The sequence below is a fragment of the Sphingomonas fuzhouensis genome (genome assembly GCF_034659795.1).
Lineage (GTDB): Bacteria > Pseudomonadota > Alphaproteobacteria > Sphingomonadales > Sphingomonadaceae > Sphingomonas > Sphingomonas fuzhouensis.
On sequence record NZ_JAXSQY010000002.1, the window covers coordinates 779,496 to 799,069 of the forward strand.

General features: G+C 66.9%; 21 protein-coding genes and 1 other RNA gene. 14 read left to right on the forward strand and 8 right to left on the reverse strand.

The window, feature by feature from the left end; genetic code table 11:
• The first annotated feature begins 117 nt into the window (after positions 1-117).
• On the forward strand, positions 118-2,688 hold the full coding sequence (mutS, locus tag U1H82_RS07975; RefSeq protein ID WP_322964434.1) for a DNA mismatch repair protein MutS: 2,571 nt from the start codon (positions 118-120) through the stop codon (positions 2,686-2,688).
• A 368-nt stretch (positions 2,689-3,056) separates the two neighbouring features.
• On the opposite strand, the gene ssrA is transcribed toward mutS, so the two are convergent.
• Positions 3,057-3,406, reverse strand: a transfer-messenger RNA (tmRNA) gene (ssrA, locus tag U1H82_RS07980).
• Positions 3,407-3,443: 37 nt separating this feature from the next.
• Between ssrA and U1H82_RS07985 the strand changes: the two genes are divergently transcribed.
• Positions 3,444-3,875, forward strand: a complete 432-nt coding sequence (locus tag U1H82_RS07985; protein ID WP_007406932.1) for an RrF2 family transcriptional regulator — start codon at positions 3,444-3,446, stop codon at positions 3,873-3,875.
• A 43-nt stretch (positions 3,876-3,918) separates the two neighbouring features.
• Here the strand turns inward: U1H82_RS07985 and mscL are convergent, their stop codons facing one another.
• On the reverse strand, positions 3,919-4,371 hold the full coding sequence (mscL, locus tag U1H82_RS07990; RefSeq protein ID WP_322964395.1) for a large conductance mechanosensitive channel protein MscL: 453 nt from the start codon (positions 4,369-4,371) through the stop codon (positions 3,919-3,921).
• Between the two features lie 108 nt (positions 4,372-4,479).
• Between mscL and U1H82_RS07995 the strand changes: the two genes are divergently transcribed.
• The 4 genes from U1H82_RS07995 to U1H82_RS08010 are packed head-to-tail and all read left to right on the forward strand — an operon-like array spanning position 4,480 to position 7,189.
• A complete protein-coding gene (locus U1H82_RS07995) occupies positions 4,480-5,073 on the forward strand; it encodes a LemA family protein (RefSeq protein ID WP_322964396.1) in 594 nt (197 codons plus the stop codon).
• 22 nt (positions 5,074-5,095) lie between these two features.
• On the forward strand, positions 5,096-5,992 hold the full coding sequence (locus U1H82_RS08000) for a TPM domain-containing protein (RefSeq protein WP_322964397.1): 897 nt from the start codon (positions 5,096-5,098) through the stop codon (positions 5,990-5,992).
• Between the two features lies 1 nt (position 5,993).
• A complete protein-coding gene (locus tag U1H82_RS08005) occupies positions 5,994-6,659 on the forward strand; it encodes a TPM domain-containing protein (protein ID WP_322964398.1) in 666 nt (221 codons plus the stop codon).
• A complete protein-coding gene (locus U1H82_RS08010) occupies positions 6,656-7,189 on the forward strand; it encodes an NUDIX hydrolase (protein WP_322964399.1) in 534 nt (177 codons plus the stop codon). The genes U1H82_RS08005 and U1H82_RS08010 overlap by 4 nt, the downstream gene beginning before the upstream one ends.
• A 452-nt stretch (positions 7,190-7,641) precedes the next feature.
• On the opposite strand, the gene U1H82_RS08015 is transcribed toward U1H82_RS08010, so the two are convergent.
• The 3 genes from U1H82_RS08015 to U1H82_RS08025 form a co-directional block, all read right to left on the reverse strand.
• Positions 7,642-7,923: an ETC complex I subunit gene (locus tag U1H82_RS08015; RefSeq protein WP_042491340.1), complete on the reverse strand. Its 282-nt coding sequence runs from the start codon at positions 7,921-7,923 to the stop codon at positions 7,642-7,644.
• A gap of 12 nt (positions 7,924-7,935) precedes the next feature.
• Positions 7,936-10,386, reverse strand: coding sequence for an ATP-dependent helicase HrpB (gene hrpB / locus U1H82_RS08020; protein WP_322964400.1), 2,451 nt, complete (start codon positions 10,384-10,386; stop codon positions 7,936-7,938).
• Between the two features lie 213 nt (positions 10,387-10,599).
• Positions 10,600-11,610, reverse strand: a complete 1,011-nt coding sequence (locus U1H82_RS08025; RefSeq protein ID WP_322964401.1) for a polyprenyl synthetase family protein — start codon at positions 11,608-11,610, stop codon at positions 10,600-10,602.
• 109 nt (positions 11,611-11,719) lie between these two features.
• Here U1H82_RS08025 and U1H82_RS08030 point away from each other — a divergent pair, with 109 nt between their 5' ends.
• Both U1H82_RS08030 and U1H82_RS08035 read left to right on the forward strand, forming a co-directional pair.
• Entirely contained in the window at positions 11,720-11,998 is a 279-nt protein-coding gene (locus U1H82_RS08030) for a chorismate mutase (protein ID WP_175313215.1), read from the forward strand.
• A complete protein-coding gene (locus U1H82_RS08035; protein ID WP_322964402.1) occupies positions 11,998-12,669 on the forward strand; it encodes a nucleoside/nucleotide kinase family protein in 672 nt (223 codons plus the stop codon). The genes U1H82_RS08030 and U1H82_RS08035 overlap by 1 nt, the downstream gene beginning before the upstream one ends.
• A 278-nt stretch (positions 12,670-12,947) precedes the next feature.
• Here U1H82_RS08035 and U1H82_RS08040 read toward each other — a convergent pair whose 3' ends face one another.
• The 3 genes from U1H82_RS08040 to U1H82_RS08050 are packed head-to-tail and all read right to left on the reverse strand — an operon-like array spanning position 12,948 to position 14,050.
• The gene (locus tag U1H82_RS08040; protein WP_322964403.1) at positions 12,948-13,541 is read right to left on the reverse strand and encodes an NADPH-dependent FMN reductase; all 594 of its coding nucleotides are present in this window, start codon (positions 13,539-13,541) and stop codon (positions 12,948-12,950) included.
• A gap of 53 nt (positions 13,542-13,594) precedes the next feature.
• On the reverse strand, positions 13,595-13,783 hold the full coding sequence (locus tag U1H82_RS08045; RefSeq protein WP_322964404.1) for a hypothetical protein: 189 nt from the start codon (positions 13,781-13,783) through the stop codon (positions 13,595-13,597).
• 57 nt (positions 13,784-13,840) lie between these two features.
• Entirely contained in the window at positions 13,841-14,050 is a 210-nt protein-coding gene (locus U1H82_RS08050) for a cold-shock protein (protein ID WP_175313204.1), read from the reverse strand.
• 266 nt (positions 14,051-14,316) lie between these two features.
• Here U1H82_RS08050 and U1H82_RS08055 point away from each other — a divergent pair, with 266 nt between their 5' ends.
• The 6 genes from U1H82_RS08055 (at position 14,317) to rplA (ending at position 19,196) form a co-directional block, all read left to right on the forward strand.
• A complete protein-coding gene (locus U1H82_RS08055) occupies positions 14,317-16,362 on the forward strand; it encodes a carbon starvation CstA family protein (protein WP_322964405.1) in 2,046 nt (681 codons plus the stop codon).
• Positions 16,359-16,541 (forward strand): YbdD/YjiX family protein, encoded by a 183-nt coding sequence (locus tag U1H82_RS08060; RefSeq protein WP_322964406.1) that lies wholly within the window; start codon positions 16,359-16,361, stop codon positions 16,539-16,541. The genes U1H82_RS08055 and U1H82_RS08060 overlap by 4 nt, the downstream gene beginning before the upstream one ends.
• 418 nt (positions 16,542-16,959) lie before the next feature.
• Positions 16,960-17,157: a preprotein translocase subunit SecE gene (gene secE / locus U1H82_RS08065; RefSeq protein ID WP_042491311.1), complete on the forward strand. Its 198-nt coding sequence runs from the start codon at positions 16,960-16,962 to the stop codon at positions 17,155-17,157.
• Between the two features lie 10 nt (positions 17,158-17,167).
• A complete protein-coding gene (gene nusG / locus U1H82_RS08070) occupies positions 17,168-17,704 on the forward strand; it encodes a transcription termination/antitermination protein NusG (RefSeq protein ID WP_042491307.1) in 537 nt (178 codons plus the stop codon).
• Between the two features lie 363 nt (positions 17,705-18,067).
• Positions 18,068-18,499 carry a 50S ribosomal protein L11 gene (rplK, locus tag U1H82_RS08075; RefSeq protein WP_007407063.1) on the forward strand — a complete coding sequence of 144 codons (432 nt, stop codon included), beginning with the start codon at positions 18,068-18,070 and terminating at the stop codon, positions 18,497-18,499.
• 4 nt (positions 18,500-18,503) lie between these two features.
• Entirely contained in the window at positions 18,504-19,196 is a 693-nt protein-coding gene (rplA, locus tag U1H82_RS08080) for a 50S ribosomal protein L1 (RefSeq protein WP_175313557.1), read from the forward strand.
• The last annotated feature ends 378 nt before the right edge of the window (positions 19,197-19,574 follow it).

Consider the following 19,574-nt stretch of genomic DNA (forward strand, 5'->3'; position numbering starts at 1 on the left):
CCCTGTAGCCACCATTAGGCCTTGACCTAACCCAACCGTCTTAGCGCATCGGCGCTATCCATATCCGCCGCCTGGCCAGATTCTGGAAAACACGTTTCGATGACCACCCCCACCCCGATGATGGCGCAGTATCTGACGCTGAAGGCCGAGGCCGAGGATTGCCTGCTCTTCTACCGGATGGGCGATTTCTTCGAGCTGTTCTTCGACGATGCACGCATCGCCTCGGGCGTGCTGGACATCGCGCTGACCTCGCGCGGGGAGCATGGCGGCGAAAAGATTCCGATGTGCGGCGTGCCGGTCCATGCCGCGACCGCCTATCTCCAACGGCTGATAAAGGCCGGGCACCGCGTCGCCATCGCCGAGCAGACCGAGACGCCCGCCGAGGCCAAGGCGCGCGGCGGGTCCAAGGCGCTGGTCGCGCGCGGCATCGTGCGGGTGGTGACGGCGGGCACGCTGACCGAGGAGGCGCTGCTCGACGCCAAGAGCGATAACTGGTGCGTCGCGATCGGCGAGGCAGGCGGCGCGGTGGCGCTGGCCGCCGCCGACATTTCGACCGGGCGGTTCGTGGTGATCGATGTGAAGGCGGACGCGCTGGGCGCCGAACTCGCCCGCCTCGCCGCCGCCGAAGTGGTCGCGGCCGAGAACGCCGCCCACGCCGATGCCGCGACGACGCTGCGCCCGTCCTCCACCTTCGACAGCGGCCAAGGCGAGGATCGGCTGAAACGGCTCTACGGCGTGGCGACGCTGGACGGGTTCGGGCAGTTCAGCCGCGCGGGGCTGTCGGCGGCGGGCGGGCTGGTCGCCTATCTCGACCATACCGCCAAGGGGGCCCTGCCCTTCCTGCGCCCGCCGGTTCTGAGCCAGGCGGCAGGCGCGATGGCGATCGACGCGGCGACGCGCGAGAGCCTGGAGCTGACCCAGACCGCCAATGGCCAACGCAAGGGCTCGTTGCTCGACGCGGTGGACCGGACGGTGACGGGGGCTGGCGCGCGCGCGCTTGCGGGCGATATCGGCGCGCCGTTGATGGACCGCGATACGATCGAGGCACGGCTCGACCTCGTCCAGCATTTCCACGACGATGCGGCACTCCGCGAGCGGCTGCGCGCGGCGCTGCGCGCGCTCCCCGATATCGGCCGGGCGATCGGTCGGATCGCGGCAGGCCGTGGTTCCCCGCGCGATCTGGGGCAGTTGCGCGACGGGCTCGATGGGGCCTGGGCGCTGTCGGAACAGTTAAGCGACGGCCCTCCCCTGCTGCGCGAGACCACGCCCCGGCTGCGTGGGCACGGCGAACTGATCGACCTGCTGCGCCGTGCGCTGGTCCCCTCGCCGCCGATCGAGGCGAGCGAGGGCGGCTATATCGCGGCGGGCTATGACGTGGCGCTCGACGATCTGCGCGACGCGGGCGCAGGGGGCCGCCGCGCCATCGCCGCGCTGGAGGCCGAGTTCCGCCAGAAGACCGGCATCACCGCGCTCAAGATCCGCCATAACGGCGTGCTCGGTTACCATGTCGAGGTGCCCGCGCGCTCGGCCGATGCGCTGATGAAACCGGAGTCGGGCTTCACCCATCGCCAGACGCTGGCGGGCGTGGTCCGCTTCAACACCCCCGAACTGCACGAGGTCGCGAGCAAGGTCGCGCAGGCGGGTGCCCATGCACTCGCCGCCGAGGCCGCGCATCTGGAGGAGCTGACCGCCGCCGCGCTCGCCTCGCGCGAGAGTATCGCGGCGACGGCAGACGCGCTGGCCCGGCTCGACGTGGCGAGTGGCCTTGCCGAACGTGCGGTCGAGGGCGGCTGGGTGCGGCCCGAACTGGTCGATCATGCCTGTTTCGAGGTGACGGCCGGCCGCCACCCGGTGGTCGAGGCGGCGGTGGCACGCTCGGGCGAGCGGTTCGTCGCCAATGACTGTTCGCTGTCGGAGGCCTCGCGGCTGTGGCTCGTCACCGGGCCGAACATGGGCGGTAAGTCGACCTTCCTCCGGCAGAACGCCTTGATCGCGGTTCTGGCGCAGGCCGGGTCCTATGTCCCCGCGACGCACGCCAGGATCGGGCTGGTCGACCGGCTGTTCAGCCGCGTGGGCGCATCCGACAATCTCGCGCGCGGACGCTCGACCTTCATGGTCGAGATGGTCGAGACCGCCGCCATCCTGGCACAGGCCACGCCGCGCAGCTTCGTCATCCTCGACGAGGTCGGGCGCGGTACGTCCACCTATGACGGCCTCGCCATCGCCTGGGCGGTGGTCGAGGCGATCCATGAGGATAATCGCTGCCGCTGCCTGTTCGCGACGCATTATCACGAGTTGACCCGGCTGGCCGAGCGGTGCGAGGCGCTGTCGCTCCATCATGTCCGCGCGCGCGAGTGGAAGGGGGAGCTGGTCCTGCTGCACGAAGTCAGCGAGGGCCCGGCGGATCGCTCTTATGGCCTGGCGGTGGCGCGGCTGGCCGGAATGCCGCCCGCGACGGTCGCGCGCGCCAAGGCGGTGCTGGCCAAGCTGGAGGCGGGGCGCGCCAAGACCGGCGGGCTGGCGGCGGGGCTGGACGACCTGCCCCTGTTCGCCGCCGCCGCACAGATCGAGGAGGAACAGTGCGACGCGATCCGGGCGGAGGTGGAGAAGCTCGATGTCGACGCGCTGTCACCGCGCGAGGCACTGGACGCGCTGTACAAGCTGAAGGCGCTGGCGCGGGAGGGGTAATTTCGCCCCCTTCTTCGACCCCGGCGAAGGCCGGGGCCCAGTTGCGGTGTACCATCGAAGGAGGGATACCATTGCCTCCCCCTCATCCTTATGGCGCGCCATCGGCTGCGCAGAATCTGGGCCCCGGCCTCCGCCGGGGTCAACAGGGGAGTTTGACAGCTCCCACCCTCCGTTCAGCCTGAGCGAAGTCGAAGGCCACGCCCCCTCGCCCAGTCGCAAGGGCAGCCCATGCACTTCGACTTCGCTCAGTGCGAACGGAGGGTGGGGGTAGAATGGACGAGCATGAGTGAGGCACCCGGCTCTCACCTGCAAACACCATCAAAACCGGAAAGTGGGGAGCTTCTGTTGCCCGGTGCTCCCCGTACCGCTGGATTCCCCTTCTGTTGCCCGGTGGGGTCCGACCGCGCTATTTTGGTGTAATCTCAGGCCGTGAGGCCCTCAATTACGCCGCAATCGCGAGTGCTTCGTTATCGTTGGCACTTGTGTATATGGGCCGTTGCGGTGGTCCCATTCCGAACGAAAACAGCGCTTTTCAACACACGTCGATCCTGGTTCGGCCCCGTCAGAAACGGTGTCCAAGTACACCACCTTTTATGGTGGAGCCGCCGGGTACTGCCCCCGGGTCCGCTGCGTCTATTACTCGCCGCAGTTTATCGTCATAGCCGGGTAAAACCCGGCAAGGACGGATATAGGTAGCCAAGCGAGTTTACGCAAATGCCTTTCGCTCGCCCCAATTTGGGTCCATGGGAAGCCCCATGTTGACCCAGCGGTCCCGTTATGCGCTGCGCGCGATGCTGTTCCTGGCGGAGATGCCGCCTGCCGGTCCGCCGACCTCGATGACGCGGATCGCGACCGAGGCGAATGTTCCGCGCAAGTTCCTGGAGCTGATCCTTGCCGATCTGAAGGGCGCGCAACTGCTCGACAGCCAGCGCGGCAAGATGGGCGGCTACCGCCTGGCGCGCGCGGCGCATCTGATTTCGCTGGGCGACATCATCCGCACCATCGAGGGGCCGCTCGCGTTGGTGCCTTGCGTCAGCCGCACCGCCTATCGCCCCTGTAACGACTGCAAGAGCGAGGCTGACTGCGCCATCCGCCACGCAATGATGCGCGTGCGCGACGAGACGGCGCGGATTCTCGACGGCACCAGTCTGGCGGATGCCACCGCCAAGAAACTGGCGGCGGCGTAAATACCCTTATTCCTCCCCTGCAAGGGGAGGAATAAGAATGCCCCTACCCCCGCCGCGCGCGCAGTTCGTCGCGGATTTCGCGGAGCAGCGCGACATCGGCGGGTTCGGCCTTGGGCTCCTCGGCCGCCTTGGCCTTTTCCTTCTCGAACAGGGTTGTGGCGCGGTTCACGGTGCGGACCAGCAGGAAGATGATGAAGGCGACGATCACGAAATTGACCGCCTGCGTCACGAACGCGCCGTAACCGAGCAACGGCACCCCCGCCTTCTTCAGCGCGACATAATCGGTCAGCGATCCCGCATAATTGGCCGGGATCGGTCCCATGCGGATAAAATAGCTGGAGAAATCCAGCCCGCCGAAGATCTTGCCGATCACCGGCATCAGCACGTCATCGGTCAGCGAGGTCACGATCTTGCTGAACGCCGCCCCGATGATGACCGCCACCGCCAGGTCGAGGACATTGCCCCGCGCGATGAAGGCGCGAAATTCCTTGAGCATCGCCAAATCCCTCTGATTTTCGTTGGTTTAGGGTATCGTCGCTTTTGCTCTTCGCCAAGCCGGACATGCGTCTTATATAGACCAGACAGTTGACGGAGGAATATTCGAATGCGTCGTCCCGTTCTTGCCCTGACCCCGGTCGTGATGGCCGTCGCCCTGTCCGGCTGCGGCATGAACAGCGTGCCCACGGCGGAGGAAAATGCGAAGGCGAAATGGGCCGATGTCCAGGCCGCCTATCAGCGCCGCGCCAACCTGATCCCCAATCTGGAAGCGACCGTGAAGGGCGCCGCCGCATCGGAAAAGGCGATCCTGACCGACGTGGTCAACGCCCGCGCCAAGGCGACCTCGGTCCAGGTGACCGGCGACGACCTGTCCGATCCCGCCAAGATGCAGCAGTTCGCGGCAGCCCAAGGCCAGCTCAGCGGCTCGCTTGGTCGCCTGCTCGCGAATGTCGAGGCTTATCCGAACCTGAAGAGCCAGGACAATTTCCAGACCTTCATGAGCCAGCTGGAAGGCACGGAGAACCGCATCAACATCGCGATCGGCGATTACAATAAGGCGGTGCAGGCCTATAACACCCGCATCCGCACCTTCCCCGACGCGATCGGCGCCAAGGTCTTCTACGGCGCCAAGCCGATGGCCCCCTATCAGGCGACCACGCCGGGGGCCGAGAATGCGCCCAAGGTGAATTTCGGTAGCTGATCGCCCGATTGTGACCTGGCCCATGACCCGGTTCACCCGGTTGCTTCGCCCGGTCCTCGGGCTCTGGCTGATCCTCTGCGCCGTCCCCGTGATGGCGCAGACCTTTCCCAAATTCGACGGACTGGTCGTCGATGCGGCGAACAAGATCGACCCTGCCACCAAGGCGCAGCTCGAACAGAAGCTGGAAGCCTTGCAGAAGGATACCGGCCGCCAGCTGGTGGTCGCGACCATCCCCGACCTGCAAGGCTATCCGATCGAGGATTATGGCAACAAGTTGATCCGTTACTGGGGCGTCGGCCTGAAGGACGTCAACAACGGCGCGATCCTGTTCGTGGCGCCCAATGAGGGCAAGGGGCAACGGGGTCCGCGTCTCGAAGTCGGCTATGGGCTGGAGCCAATCCTGACCGATGCGTGGTCGTCGCAGATGATCCGCACGCTGATGCTTCCGCGTCTGCGTGAGTCGGGCGACATATCGGGCGCGCTGAATGCTGGCGCGGACGCCGTCATTGCCCAGCTTCGCGCCTCGCCCGAAGAGGCAAAGGCCCGAGTGGCCGAGGCTGCCAAGCAGTTCGACCGCCAGAACCGACGTGGAGGCGGCAATTCCGATGGCTTTCCGATCCTGATCGTTCTCGTCGTCTTCATCGGCGGGTTCGTCCTGTTGTCGATCCTGCGGCGCAGGCAGGGCCAGCGGTTCCACGACGACGATGATGACGATCGTGGCGGCGGTGGCGGGCGTCGCGGCGGTGGCGGCTGGCCGATCATTCTCTGGGGCCCCGGCTGGGGTAGCGGCGGCGGATCGGGCGGCGGCTGGAGTTCGGGCGGCTCGGACGGCGGCAGCGACGGGTCATGGTTCGGCGGCGGCTTTACCGGCGGCGGGGGCGGGTCGGGTGGCGGCGGCGGCGCATCGGGGGATTGGTGAGATGTTGAGCGATACCGAAAGCGATCGGATCACCGCCGCCGTCGCGCGCGCCGAGGCGACGACCGATGCCGAGATCGTGACCATCGTCGCGCGCCGGTCGGACGCGTATCGTGACGTCGCCTTGTGGTTCGCCGCGCCCGCCATGCTGCTGGTGCCGCTGTTCGCCGCGCTCTTTCCCGATCTGGGGCTGAAGCTGCTCGCGCTGGTCCATGATGCTTGGAGCGCGCCGGGCGAGGACCTGATCCTGGGCGCGGTGATGATCGCGCAGGTCTTGGTGTTCGGCCTGGTCTTCGCGCTGCTCGGGCCCGTGGCGCGCCGGATCGCGCTGGTGCCCAAGAGCATTCGCCATGCCCGCGTGCGCGCCCGCGCCGTCCTGCTCTTCCGCGTCGCGGCCGAGCGGCGGACCGACAGCCGCTACGGCGTGCTGCTCTATCTCTCCGAAGACGAGCATATGGCCGAGATCGTCGCCGACTCCGGCCTGACCGGCAAGGTCGGCCCAGAAACCTGGGGCCGCGCGATGGCGGTGATGCTGCCGCATGTCGCGCAAGGGAATGTCGGCGAGGGGATGAGCGCGGCGGTCGAGCGCATCGGGCTTGTACTGGCCGAGCATTTCCCCAAGACGGCGGCCGATACCAACGAACTGCCGGACAGACCCATCTCGCTATGACCGATCCCCGTATGGACGCTCCCCTCGAAACCCTGGCCGAGGGGCGGTTCCTGGCGCTGCGCAAGCGCGGCACCTGGGAATATGCCGACCGCCCGCGCGACATCCGCGCCGCCGTGATCCTGGCGGTGGAGGACGACCATATCCTGCTGGTCGAACAGTTCCGCATTCCGCTTGGCGCGCCCTGCCTGGAAATGCCCGCTGGCCTGATCGGTGACGAAACCGTGGGGGAAGCGGTGCTGGACGGTGCGGCGCGCGAACTGGAGGAGGAAACCGGCTATCGCCCGTCGCGGATCGAAGCGCTGGGGGAGTTCTGCTCCTCGCCGGGCATGACTTCGGAGCGGTTCACCCTGGTCCGCGCGAGTGGCCTGGTGAAGGTCGGCGAAGGCGGTGGTGATTCGGACGAGCAGATTACCGTCCACCGGGTAAAGCTGGCGGATGTTTCCGCCTTCATCGCGGAACGACGTGCGGCGGGCGTGGTGATGGATGCCAAGCTGCTGTTGCTGCTGGGGGGCGGCATCCTGGGCTTTTGAGTTCACGCGAAGACGCGAAGACACGAAGAAGATTTATCGCGCGGAGACGCGGAGGCGCGGAGAGGTCGTGCTCGCGGCAGCGAAATATCTCTTCAACAGGCCGTTTATAGTGCGCGTCCGATGCCGCCGGATACGACACCTCCGCGCTCTCTGCGCCTCTGCGCGAACCAATTAAAAAACTCTTCGCGCCATCGCGGCTTCGCGCGAACAAATGGCGTCATGCCGGAACTGACGGGAAGGCGCCAAGAAACGTTGTTCGCGCAGAGGCGCAGAGGACGCAGAGAGGAGTGGCTCGCGGCAACGACACGCCGCTCCAACAGGCCGGTTGTGATGCGATCCCGATGCCGTCGGGCCCGACACCTCCGCGTCTCCGCGCCTCCGCGCGAACCAACCTTCTTCAGCGATGCGCGCGAAAGAAAAAGCGCCCCGGCCTTAACCGGAGCGCTCAAAGCTCAGCGGAAATTGTCGGCGTAGCTTTGCAGCTTCAGCGTCTTTTGCGGTGTCGGCACGACATGGTGGTCGAGCCCTTCGCGCTGGCAATAGGCGATCGCCTCTTCCAGCGTCGCGAAGGTCAGGCGGACCTGTTCCTGCGTGTCGCCGCTCCCGGCCCAGCCGGTCAGGGGATCGGGCTTTTTCGCCTCGGTCGGTTCGAATTCGAGTTGCCAGCGATCGGTCCGGTACTTGCCGGATTGCATCGCGTTCTTGGGGCGCTGGAAGATGCGAGCAGTGGCCATAATCTGTGTCCCTTATCGCGAACCGGCGGCTCTTGCATCCGCCTTTTTCGTGCGCAGCGTCGCGGACGCCTCTGCGGGCGCGTCGGGCCAGGGATGACGGGGGTAGCGGCCGCGCATTTCCTTGGCCACCGCGCTCCAGCTTCCCGCCCAGAAACCGGGCAGGTCGCGCGTCGTCTGGATCGGGCGACCCGCGGGTGAGGTGAGGCTGAGGACCAGCGGCACACGCTCGGTCCCGATCACCGGATGCTCGCCCAAGCCGAACAGCGCCTGCACGCGCAGTTCGACGCGCGGGCCACCTTCGGCCGCATAATCAATCGCATGGGTGCTGCCCGCCGGGCTGGTGAAATGCGACGGCGCCATCGAATCGATCCGCCGCTGGTCGTTCCAGTCGACAAGGTTGCGGATCGCCTCGGTCAGCGCACCCGGCGCGACAGCATCCAGCCGCCGCTTCCCCGCCACCAAAGCGGGCAGCCAGTCGTCCAGCCGCGCGATCAGCGTTTCGTCATCCAGCGCCACCCCTGCATAGGCCGCCCGCGCGCGGTACGCCCCTGCCCCGTCGCTCCAAGGCAGCAGCGCCACGCCATGTGCCCGCACCCCCTCGACCAGCGCCTCGGCGATTGCCTCCGGGGAAGCCCCCGAATCGGGTCCGCTCGACAGGCGAAGCCCGCCCAGCCGCCGTTCGCGCAACGCCTCGACCCCGCCGGTTGCGGGGTTGAAGGTGACGGTACACCGTGTCTCGATCCGGTCGGCGAACAGCGCCTCGACGGTGGCGAGGTCGAGGGGGGCTGCGGACAGGATGCGCGTACCCGACGCCGCACCTTGCGTCTCACCCACCGCCAGCCATTCCGAACTCGCCAGCCCCGATGCGGGATCGAGCCGGAAGCCGCGCCCGCCGACGCTCGCCCAATTCTCGCCCGTCCCATCCCGCCGCCGCGCCACCCGGTCGGGATAGGCGAGCGCCAGACAGACGCCCGCCGCATGATCCCAGGCTTCCTGTTCGACCGGCTTGGGGGCAAGGCCGGTCCAGCGTTTCGCCATCGCCCGCGCCGCTTCCGCCTTGGGGCCGCGCTCGGTTCGCCAGCGGCGCAGGCGTTGCTCGACATCGACATCCTGCCCGCCGATGCCCCGCTCGCCGATCAGCACCGCGACCTCGGCGGCGGTGGAGGCCAGCCCGCGCTCGCCGCTGCGGATCAGCATATGTGCGAGGCGTGGCGGCATCGGCAGCTTGGCAATCGCCTTGCCATGCGCGGTCGGGCGGCCGGTGTCGTCCAGCGCCTCCAACACGGTCAGCCGCGCGCGGGCTTCGGCGACGGCGGCCTCGGGCGGCGGGTCGAGCCAGGGGAGCGCACGCGGATCGCCGACACCCCAGAGCGCGGTGCCAAGCAGCAGTGCCGACAGGTCCGCCTCCAATATCTCCGGCGGATCGAAACGCGGCAGGCCCGCCGTCGCGGCTTCTTCCCACAGGCGATAGGCGACGCCGGGCGACTGCCGCGCCGCGCGCCCTGCGCGCTGGATGACGGCGGCCTGGCTGGCACGCTCGGTGACCAGCCGGGTCATCCCCGCCGCGCGGTCGTAGCGCGGTCGCCGGGCAAGGCCCGAATCGATCACGATCCGCACGCCGTCGAGCGTGAGGCTGGTCTCCGCGATCGAGGTGGCGAGCACGATCCGCCGCCGCCCCTCCGGGTCACGCCGGATCGCCGCACGCTGCGCCGCCGGGTCGAGCGAGCCGTGGAGTTCGTGGATCGCGATGCTCTCGGGCAGGGTCGCCAGCCGCTCGGCGGTGCGGGCGATCTCGGCGGTGCCGGGCAGGAAGGCGAGGATGTCGCCCTCCGCTTCGTCTTGCAGCGCGCGGCGGATCGCGGCGGCGACCGAATCCTCGATTCGCGCCTCCGCCGCCCGGCCAAGATGGCGCAGGGTCAGCGGATAGCTGCGCCCCTCGCTCTCGATCACCGGCGCATCGCCCATCAGGCTGGAGAAGCGGCGGCCGTCGAGCGTCGCGGACATGGCGACCAGCCGCAAGTCCGGCCGCAGGCTCGCTTGCGCGTCGAGCGCCAAGGCCAGGCCGAAATCGCCGTCGAGGCTGCGTTCATGCACTTCGTCGAACAGCACCGCCGAGACGCCCGCCAGCTCGGGATCGGCCTGGATGCGCGCGACGAAGATGCCTTCGGTGACCACGGTCACGCGGGTCGCGGCGCTGACCTTGCTATCCATGCGGGTGGCATAGCCGAAGGTGCGGCCGACCGGCTCTTCGGCGAGCGCGGCCATGCGTTCGGCGGCGGCACGCGCGGCGAGGCGGCGGGGGGAGAGGAGCAGGACGTCGCCGGTACACCAAGGCTGGTCGAGAAGGGCCGGCGCGACGGCGGTGGTCTTGCCCGCGCCGGGGGGCGCGACGAGGACCGCGTTCGGGGCATTGGCGAGCGCGGTCAGCAGGTCGGGCAGGACGGCGGTGACGGGCAGGGTCATGGCGTTGCGATAGGGGGTTTGGCGGGCGGGGTGAAGACGGGCCCCGTTCTAGCGAGCGGGCCGCCGTCAAACCAAATTGTTCCCCGTCGGAGGCCGGGGCCCAGACTCTACCAAGTTGGTGGCGGGCAGTACGACGCGAGGGAGGCTGACCGCCTCGCGCCTTCGACCATGCACGGCAACTGGGGCCCGGCCTTCGCCGGGGTCAAAGCAGGGTCAATACGCCCGTGCGACCGCGAACTCGACCGCTTCGATCATCGCGCTCTTCGCCGGGCCATCGGCAAAGCCCTTGATCGCCTCGATCGCCAAGCCGCCATAATGCCGCGCGCGCGCCATCGTATCGTCGACCGCGCGGCTCTTGCGGACCAGCGCGATGGCGTGGGCGAAGTCCTCGTCCGAGGTGCGCCGCCCTTCGACCGCGTCCTTCCAGAAGGTGCGTTCTTCCTCGTTGCCCCGCGCATAGGCCAGGATCACCGGCAGGGTCATCTTGCCCTCACGGAAATCGTCGCCCGCATCCTTGCCCATGGTCCCCGCGTCCGAGACATAGTCGATCGCGTCGTCGATCAGCTGGAACGCGATGCCCAGATTGCGGCCATAGGCCTCCAGCGCCAGTTCCTCCGCCTCGGGCCGCTCGGCGATCACCGCCGAAATGCGACAGGCGGCGGCGAACAGCGCAGCGGTCTTGGCATCGATGATCGAGAGATAGCGTTCTTCGGCCAAGCCCACCTGCCGCACGGCGGTCAGCTGGTTCACCTCGCCTTCGGCGATCACGGCCGACGCACCCGACAGGATGTTCAGCACCTTCAGGCTGCCCGCGTCGACCATCAGCTGGAAGGACCGGCTGAACAGGAAATCGCCGACCAGCACGCTCGCCGGATTGCCCCAGATGATGTTGGCGGTGCGCCGTCCGCGCCGCAGGTCCGATCCGTCGACGACATCGTCGTGCAACAGGGTTGCGGTGTGGATGAACTCCACCGCCGCCGCCAGGACATGGTGGCTGGTGCCCTGATAGCCTAGCAGTTGCGCACTCGCGAGCGTCAGCATCGGGCGCATTCGCTTGCCGCCGCCCGAGATCAGATGCCCGGCCAGTTGCGGGATCAGCGGAATCTCCGACCGCATCCGGTCGATGATGACCTGGTTCACGGCGTTCATGTCGTCGGCCACCAGCCGGATCATCGGGTCCAGCGAGGGCGCGGGCTTGGCGAGGCGGGTGGCGGTTACGGTCATGGGCAGGTAAGAGCCTCTGGCGACAACGCTTGCCGAACGCAAGCCTAAGCGCGAAAGGGCGCACGCGAAATTGCCGTGGGCCCTGCCTGCGCCAGAGGGAGACGTATCGATGTCCGACACCGTGCTGACCGGCTATCGCCAGTCGATCGACAATATCGACGCCGCGCTGGTCTTCATGCTGGCCGAGCGGTTCAAGATCACCCAGGCGGTCGGCCGCTATAAGGCGGAGAACGAACTCCCCCCCGCCGATCCCGGCCGCGAAGAGGCGCAGATCGCCCGGCTGCGCCAACTGGCCAGCGATGCGCAGCTGGACCCCGAATTTTCCGAAAAATTCCTGCGCTTCATCATCGACGAGGTGATCCGCCACCACGAGCGACTGCGCGGCTGATGGCATTCCTGCTGGCGATCGAGGGCGCGGACGGCGCGGGCAAGGCGACCGCGACGGCGGCGGTGACCGAGCGGCTGAACGCGCTGGGCCTGTCGGCGGCCGCCCTGTCCTTTCCGCGCTATGCCGAGACGGTCGGCGGCTGGGCGCTGGGCGAGTATCTGGCAGGCCGCCTGCCCCATGCCGCCGCGCCCGAGACGGCGGCGACGCTCTATGCGCTCGACCGATTCGAATCGCGGCCGCATCTGGTCGAACTGGCGGAGACGCATGATGTCATCGTGTTTGATCGCTATATCGCATCGAACATGGCCTATCAGGCTGCGCAGGTGCCGCCCGACCGGGCGGAGGCGCTGCTGCAGTGGATCGCGCAGCTGGAGACGGTCCAGTTCCGCCTGCCCGCCCCGCATCTGTCGGTCTATCTCGACACGCCGCTCGACGTGGCCCGCGACCTGATCGCCCGCAAGCACAAGCGGAGTTATACCGACGATACCTATGATGCCTATGAGGCCGATCTGGGGCTTCAGGCACGGGTGCGGGCCAATTACGCCGCGATGGCGGATGGGGCGATGCTGGGCGAATGGGCGACGGTATCGACCGTGGCGCACGGTGCCTTGCGCGATCCGGCCGAGATTGCGGACGAGATCACGGCGCTGGTGACCGAGCGCTTGCGCTAATCCATTCCCCGGCGAAGGCCGGGCGGGGGATGAAATCATTTATCTCGCGCGAAGCCGCGATGCCGCGAAGAGAAAGAGGTTGGTTCGCGCGGAGGCGCGGAGAACGCAGAGGTGTCGTATACTGTGGCCCCTGCACTCCTTCTTCCTCGAACGGTCGACGAAAGAGGACTGCGCGCAGTCGCACGCGAGACACCTCTGCGTTCTCCGCGCCTCCGCGCGAAATCAAAAAATCTTCGCGGCTTCGCGGCTTCGCATGAACCGAAATCCGCGCGACGTCTTCAATTCGACGCGCGGATCGTCCCGGCTAAAGGCGCGAAGCGGGCGACCTGTTGGCCGACCAGCCGCAACTGCCCCTCGACAGCCGGGTCGCTGATCCGGCCTTCCTCATCGAAACGCGTCTGCTGGGTGTTCACCGCCGCCGCGAAGGGGGTCGGCCAGCCGCGCAGCGCGTGGACGATCGAACGCAGCGCCGCGATGGTCGAGCCAGTCGCCTGCCAGCCATAGGCGGTGGCGATCAGCCCCACGGGCAAGTCGGCGAAATAGGGCCGGTCGTCCTTCGCTGTCTCTTCCAGCAGGTCGAGCGCGTTCTTCACCAGCCCCGAGATGCTGCCATGATAGCCGGGACTGGCGATGATGATCGCCGAAGCCTGGCGCACGGTCTCGACGAAGACGCGTTCCGCCTCCGTCCGCTCGGCCGCGCGCGGATTGTAAAGCGGCAGGCGCGCCAGATCCTCGCCGCCGAAGACATGGGTGCGGAACCCCTCATCGGCCGCCGCCGTCATCGCGGTGCGCAGCGCGCGCTCGGTCGAGGAGACGCTGCCGATCGTGCCGCCGATACCGACGACGAGCGGAGAAGAGGATGCGCTGGCCATGCCGAGCCTTTCACCCCGGACGGCGCGGCGGGGCAAGCGCTAAGTTTGAGCGGTCAGCCCGCGACCGATCGGGCCGCCGACGCCGCGCGTCCCAGTTCCGCGCGCTCGGCCCGGACGGCCATCGCCTCCCAGGAGGACGCGGCACGCTCGCAGCGTTCGCGGACATTCTGCAGGGTCGCATCGGCGGCGTTGGCGCGCTCGAGCTCGGCCTGGTTGCGGAAGAAGATGGCATCGCGCGACATGGATTATCCTTTCGACCACAAAAAAAGCGGTAGCCGGACCGGCTACCGCTTCGACATTCAGGCGGGCTGAAGGTTGACCGCCGCCATCTTACCGCGGCGATCCTGCTCCAGTTCGTAGCTGATCCGCTGATCCTGGTTCAGCGTGATCATGCCCGCGCGCTCGACCGCGCTGATATGGACAAAGGCGTCCGCGCCGCCATTTTCGGGGGCGATGAAGCCATAACCCTTGTCGGCGTTGAAGAATTTGACGGTTCCAGTGATGCTCATTTTCATTCCTTCATAATGGTGAACCAGGCGCTGGGCCGGATTCGGGGCCGCGGTGCAGGGAAAGAAGGAACGAGCCGCAAAGCAGAGAACCGTCGATTTGCGACTTTAGCAGCCTGACATGTGGGCCTCCTGATCTGAATCTACAAGGCCGACTGGAAAATAACCCGTGTCAGCACGCGATTGTCGAAGCCGACTTTCGGGGTAGCGCCCATCTGCGGGAGGGTTAGAAAGGCGGATAAGAGCAGAACTGGAGGACCGGACGGGGCATGATGAAACACCTTCCCTGGATCGCGCTGGCGATCGTCGGAGCGGGCGCGCTGGCCGTGGTGGCGAGCGTACGGGGTGAGCCGATCAACGCGCTGTGGATCATCGCGGCGGCGGTGTCGGTCTATCTGATCGCCTATCGTTATTATGCGCTGTTCATCGCGCGGGTGATCGGCATCGATCCTCGCCGCCCCACCCCCGCCATCCGGCGTGCCGATGGCCTGGATTATGTCGCGACCGACCGGACGGTGCTGTTCGGCCACCACTTTGCCGCGATCGCGGGCGCGGGGCCTTTGGTGGGGCCGGTGCTGGCGGCGCAGATGGGCTATCTGCCGGGGACGCTGTGGATCTTGGCGGGCGTCGTGCTGGCAGGCGCGGTGCAGGATTTCCTGATCCTGTTCCTGTCGATGCGGCGCGACGGACGCTCGCTGGGCGAATTGATCCGCATGGAGATGGGTCCCGTTGCGGGCACCATCGCGCTGTTCGGCGCCTTCATGATCATGGTCATCATCCTGGCGGTGCTGGCGCTGATCGTCGTGCGCGCGCTGGCCGAAAGCCCATGGGGCCTGTTCACCGTGGCGGCCACCGTGCCGCTGGCGATGCTGATGGGCGGCTATACCCGCTGGGTCCGGCCGGGGAAGATCGGCGAGGTGTCGATCATCGGCTTTATCGGCCTGATCCTGGCTATCGTCTATGGCCAGTCGATTGCCCAGTCCGCCGTCCTCGCGCCGCTGTTCACCTTCACGCCGGTCCAGCTCTGCTTCCTGCTGATCGGATACGGCGCGGTCGCCTCGGTCCTGCCGGTGTGGCTGCTGCTCGCGCCGCGTGATTACCTTTCGACCTTCCTCAAGATCGGCGCGATCATGGCGCTGGCCATCGGCATCGTCATCATGGCGCCGCCGTTGAAAATGCCTGCGCTGACCAAGTTCATCGACGGCAGCGGGCCGGTCTGGGCGGGGCCGCTGTTTCCCTTCCTGTTCATCACCATCGCGTGCGGCGCGGTGTCGGGCTTCCACGCGCTGATCGCCAGCGGCACGACGCCCAAGCTGATCGCCAGCGAGAAGGACGCGCCCTTCATCGGCTACGGCGCGATGTTGATGGAAAGCGCGGTCGCGATCATGGCGCTGGTTGCCGCCTCGATCCTCGATCCGGGCGTCTATTTCGCGATGAATGCGCCGGCCGCCGTGCTGGGCACCGACCCGGCCAGCGCCGCCGCCGCCGTCACCGCGATGGGCTTTCCGATCTCGGCCGATACGCTGGCACAGGTGGCCAGGGACGTGGGCGAGCATACGATCATCTCCCGCGCGGGCGGCGCACCGACGCTGGCCGTGGCGATGGCGGAAATCTTTAGCCATGTCTTTGGCGGACAGGCGATGAAGGCCTTCTGGTATCACTTCGCCATATTGTTCGAGGCGCTGTTCATTCTGACCGCCGTCGACGCAGGGACGCGCGCCGGGCGGTTCATGCTGCAGGACCTGATCGGCCTCGTCGTCCCCAGCTTCCGGGGATCGAGCAAGGTTGCACCGGGCCTGATCGCGACCGGGCTTTGCGTCGCGGCCTGGGGCTTTTTCCTCTACCAGGGCGTCACCGATCCGCTGGGCGGGGTGAACACGCTGTGGCCGCTGTTCGGCATCTCCAACCAGATGCTCGCCGCGGTGGCCCTCATGCTGTCCACCGTCGTGCTGTTCCGGATGAAGAAGGATCGCTTCGCCTGGATCACGATCATCCCGACCATCTGGCTGCTCGCTTGCACGCTGACCGCCGGGTGGCTGAAGATCTTCTCCAGCGATCCGCGCGTCGGCTTCCTCGCCCATGCCGACAAATTCTCGGACGCGGCAGCGGCGGGCAAGATACTCGCCCCCGCCAAGACCATGGCGGAGATGGGGCGGATCGTCTTCAACGACCGGATCGACGCCGGGCTGTGCGCGATCTTCCTGGGCGTGGTGCTGGCGATCCTGGTCTATGCGGTGCGCACCTGCCTGATCGCGCGGTCCATCGATCGGCCGAGCGTCACCGAAGTCCCGCCCGAGATGGTCGCCGCCGAATGAGATGGCTCGCCCGCCTGCGCGAGATCGGCAATGCGATGGTCGGGATGCCCAGCTATGACGCCTATCTGGCGCACATGGCGGCGAAGCATCCCGACCGCGCGCCGATGGACGAGGTGACCTTCTTCCGCGAACGGCAACAGGCGCGCTACGGCGGCAAGAATGGCGGGCGGTGCTGCTGATTGTTCACGCGAAGCCGCGACGACACGAAGAGGAAGAAGGTTGGTTCGCGCGGAGACGCGGAGGCGCGGAGATCTTGGGCCCGGCCGATAGGCCAGCCATTCCCAACCCCTGTCCGATCGTCTTCCGTTCTTGAGGGCAGGCCAAGCTCCTCTGCGTCATCCGCACCTCTGCGCGAACCTCAAAATCTCCGCGTCTCCGCGCCTCCGCGCGAACCAAAAACCTTCGCGCCATCGCGGCTTCGCGTGAACAGCAAACCCCTACCCCCGCCCTACCCTTGCCTTTTACCCGAGCCACGGCTACATCGCGTTCCCATCCGAACAGCGCGGACGGACCCTTCGTCGCAGGCCCCTTGGGCAGGCGGCGGCGGACCCATGCCCCGCTGACAGTAATTCCAACGCAGGTGCGGGAACGGTACGAGTGGCGAAGACGACCCCCATCGAATTCCTCAACCAGGTCAAGACCGAGACCAAGAAGGTCGTCTGGCCGACGCGGCGCGAGACGGTGATGACCGGCGTGATGGTGGTCGTGATGACCACGATCCTGGCCATCTTCTTCCTGGCGGTCGACTCGTTCTTCGAGACGCTGGTCCGCACCCTGCTGTCGCTCGCGAAGTAAAAGGGTTCTCATGGCGCGCTGGTACATTATCCACGCTTATTCCGGTTTCGAGGGCAAGGTCCGCGATTCGATCATGGCCGAGGCGACCCGCCTGGGCCTCGACCATCTCGTCGACCAGATCGAGGTTCCGACCGAGACCGTGACCGAGGCCCGTCGTGGCAAGAAGATCGCGGTCGAGCGCAAGTTCATGCCAGGCTATGTCCTGGCCAAGCTCGACATGACCGATCAGGTCTATCACCTCGTCAAGAACACGCCGAAGGTGACCGGCTTCCTCGGCGCGATGGGCAAGCCCCAGGCGATCAGCGAGGCGGAAGCCACGCGGATGCTGAATTCCAAGGAAGAGGCCGCCGCCGCCCCGAAGCACAAGGTCAAGGTCGATTACGAGATCGGCGACGCGGTCAAGGTGCTGGAAGGCCCCTTCGCCAGCTTCAACGGCGTGGTCGAGGAACTGGATTTCGACAAGTCCAAGGTCAAGGTGTCGGTGTCGATCTTCGGTCGCGCGACCCCGGTGGAACTGGATTTCGAGCAGGTCGAACGCTCGAAGTAAGTCCTGTCGGATCGACGGAACGAAGGGCCGGGGCGGCGACGCCACCGGCCCTTTTTCGTATCTGGCTGCCCGATCTTCGTCATTGCGAGCGTAGCGAAGCAATCCGGGCCGTATTCGCCCGTGACCCTGGATTGCTTCGCTACGCTCGCAATGACGGAACCGATATGACACAAGGCCGGGGGGATGCGCGCCCTTCAACGTCGCTCCGTACGAGCAGAGGTGGTCGCGCCACCTTGCCATCTCCTCCCTTTTCCGCTATCGGCCCGCGCTTCCCTAGCATCATGCGATGGAAAACTTGCGGGAGGGTGCGCTGGCCTATGCCTTCGTGCCCGTCACGACCGCTAGACTCGAAAAGAGAGTGACATGGCAAAGAAGATTACCGGCTATATCAAGCTGCAGGTTCCTGCAGGCGCCGCCAACCCCTCGCCGCCGATCGGCCCGGCGCTGGGTCAGCGCGGTGTGAACATCATGGAATTCTGCAAGGCGTTCAACGCGCAGACCGGCGAAGTCGAGAAGGGCACGCCGCTGCCCACCGTCATCACCGTCTATGCCGACCGTTCGTTCTCGTTCGAGACGAAGACCGCGCCTGCGACCTACCTCATCAAGAAGGCGGCCAACCTGAAGTCGGGCTCGAAGGAGCCGGGCAAGGTGTCGGCGGGCAAGATCGCGCGCTCGAAGCTCGCGGAAATCGCCCAGGTCAAGATGAAGGACCTGAACGCCAACGATATCGAGGCTGCGACCAAGATCATCGAAGGCTCCGCCCGCGCGATGGGCCTCGAAGTGGTGGAGGGCTAAGATCATGGCGAAGCTGACCAAGAAGCAGAAGGCCGTCCAGATCGACGCCGAGAAGCTGCACGGCATCGACGAAGCGATCTCGCTGGCGCGCACCCATGCGACCTCGAAGTTTGACGAGACGATCGAAGTCGCCGTCAACCTGGGCGTTGACCCGCGCCACGCCGACCAGATGGTCCGCGGCGTCGTCACCCTGCCCAAGGGCACCGGCAAGACCGTTCGCGTCGGCGTGTTCGCCAAGGGTGCGAAGGCCGACGAGGCACGCGCCGCTGGCGCCGATGTCGTGGGCGCCGAGGACCTGATGGAAACCATCCAGGGCGGCACCATCGACTTCGATCGCTGCATCGCGACCCCGGACATGATGGGCGTCGTCGGCCGTCTCGGTAAGGTGCTGGGCCCCAAGGGCCTGATGCCGAACCCGAAGCTGGGCACCGTGACCATGAACGTCGCCGAAGCCGTCAAGGCGGCCAAGGGCGGTCAGGTCGAGTATCGCGTCGAAAAGGCCGGCATCATCCACTCGGGCATCGGCAAGGCGTCGTTCCCGGCGGAAGACCTGCGCGCCAACTTCGACGCGCTGGTCGATGCTCTCATCAAGGCCAAGCCGTCGGGCGCCAAGGGCAAATATGTCCGCAAGGTCGCCGTCTCGTCGACGATGGGCCGCGGCATCAAGGTGAACGTCTCGGAAATCCCGGGCGCGTAAGCCACGCCGCCAGCGCATGCTGACAGGATCAGGGGGTCGGAACCAAGGTTCCGGCCCCCTTTTTCGTGGTGGGGTGGCCCCGCCCCTGCCTTCCGTTCAGCTTGAGCGGAGTCGAAGGCCACGCCGTTACCTCGCCGCGAGCGAATCCCGCGCACGTCGACTTCGCGCAGCGCGAACGGAATGGGTTTGGCGGTGGGATCTACGCAAATCGCTCCCCTCCCCTTCAGGGGAGGGGCCGGGGGTGGGGCGCTTCCGCAAGCGGATCGCTTGGTAGAGAGGCCCCACCCCAACCCAGTGGCAGGTAAACGATGCCCCGCATCGTTTAGGTCATGCTGGGGGCATGACCGACCTGCCACTCCTGAAGGGGAGGGGCTAATG

Bases quoted from the DNA above. Each gene is read 5' to 3' on its own strand.
- mutS (WP_322964434.1), top strand. From the start codon at position 118: ATGATGGCGCAGTATCTGACGCTGAAGGCCGAGGCCGAGGATTGCCTG.
- U1H82_RS08045 (WP_322964404.1), bottom strand. From the start codon at position 13,783: ATGTCGCGCGATGCCATCTTCTTCCGCAACCAGGCCGAGCTCGAGCGC.
- U1H82_RS08060 (WP_322964406.1), top strand. From the start codon at position 16,359: ATGAGATGGCTCGCCCGCCTGCGCGAGATCGGCAATGCGATGGTCGGG.
- U1H82_RS08000 (WP_322964397.1), top strand. From the start codon at position 5,096: ATGACCCGGTTCACCCGGTTGCTTCGCCCGGTCCTCGGGCTCTGGCTG.
- rplK (WP_007407063.1), top strand. From the start codon at position 18,068: ATGGCAAAGAAGATTACCGGCTATATCAAGCTGCAGGTTCCTGCAGGC.
- nusG (WP_042491307.1), top strand. From the start codon at position 17,168: ATGGCGCGCTGGTACATTATCCACGCTTATTCCGGTTTCGAGGGCAAG.
- U1H82_RS08005 (WP_322964398.1), top strand. From the start codon at position 5,994: ATGTTGAGCGATACCGAAAGCGATCGGATCACCGCCGCCGTCGCGCGC.
- U1H82_RS08015 (WP_042491340.1), bottom strand. From the start codon at position 7,923: ATGGCCACTGCTCGCATCTTCCAGCGCCCCAAGAACGCGATGCAATCC.
- U1H82_RS07985 (WP_007406932.1), top strand. From the start codon at position 3,444: ATGTTGACCCAGCGGTCCCGTTATGCGCTGCGCGCGATGCTGTTCCTG.
- rplA (WP_175313557.1), top strand. From the start codon at position 18,504: ATGGCGAAGCTGACCAAGAAGCAGAAGGCCGTCCAGATCGACGCCGAG.
- hrpB (WP_322964400.1), bottom strand. From the start codon at position 10,386: ATGACCCTGCCCGTCACCGCCGTCCTGCCCGACCTGCTGACCGCGCTC.
- U1H82_RS08030 (WP_175313215.1), top strand. From the start codon at position 11,720: ATGTCCGACACCGTGCTGACCGGCTATCGCCAGTCGATCGACAATATC.
- U1H82_RS07995 (WP_322964396.1), top strand. From the start codon at position 4,480: ATGCGTCGTCCCGTTCTTGCCCTGACCCCGGTCGTGATGGCCGTCGCC.
- U1H82_RS08050 (WP_175313204.1), bottom strand. From the start codon at position 14,050: ATGAGCATCACTGGAACCGTCAAATTCTTCAACGCCGACAAGGGTTAT.
- U1H82_RS08055 (WP_322964405.1), top strand. From the start codon at position 14,317: ATGATGAAACACCTTCCCTGGATCGCGCTGGCGATCGTCGGAGCGGGC.
- mscL (WP_322964395.1), bottom strand. From the start codon at position 4,371: ATGCTCAAGGAATTTCGCGCCTTCATCGCGCGGGGCAATGTCCTCGAC.
- U1H82_RS08025 (WP_322964401.1), bottom strand. From the start codon at position 11,610: ATGACCGTAACCGCCACCCGCCTCGCCAAGCCCGCGCCCTCGCTGGAC.
- U1H82_RS08010 (WP_322964399.1), top strand. From the start codon at position 6,656: ATGACCGATCCCCGTATGGACGCTCCCCTCGAAACCCTGGCCGAGGGG.
- U1H82_RS08035 (WP_322964402.1), top strand. From the start codon at position 11,998: ATGGCATTCCTGCTGGCGATCGAGGGCGCGGACGGCGCGGGCAAGGCG.
- U1H82_RS08040 (WP_322964403.1), bottom strand. From the start codon at position 13,541: ATGGCCAGCGCATCCTCTTCTCCGCTCGTCGTCGGTATCGGCGGCACG.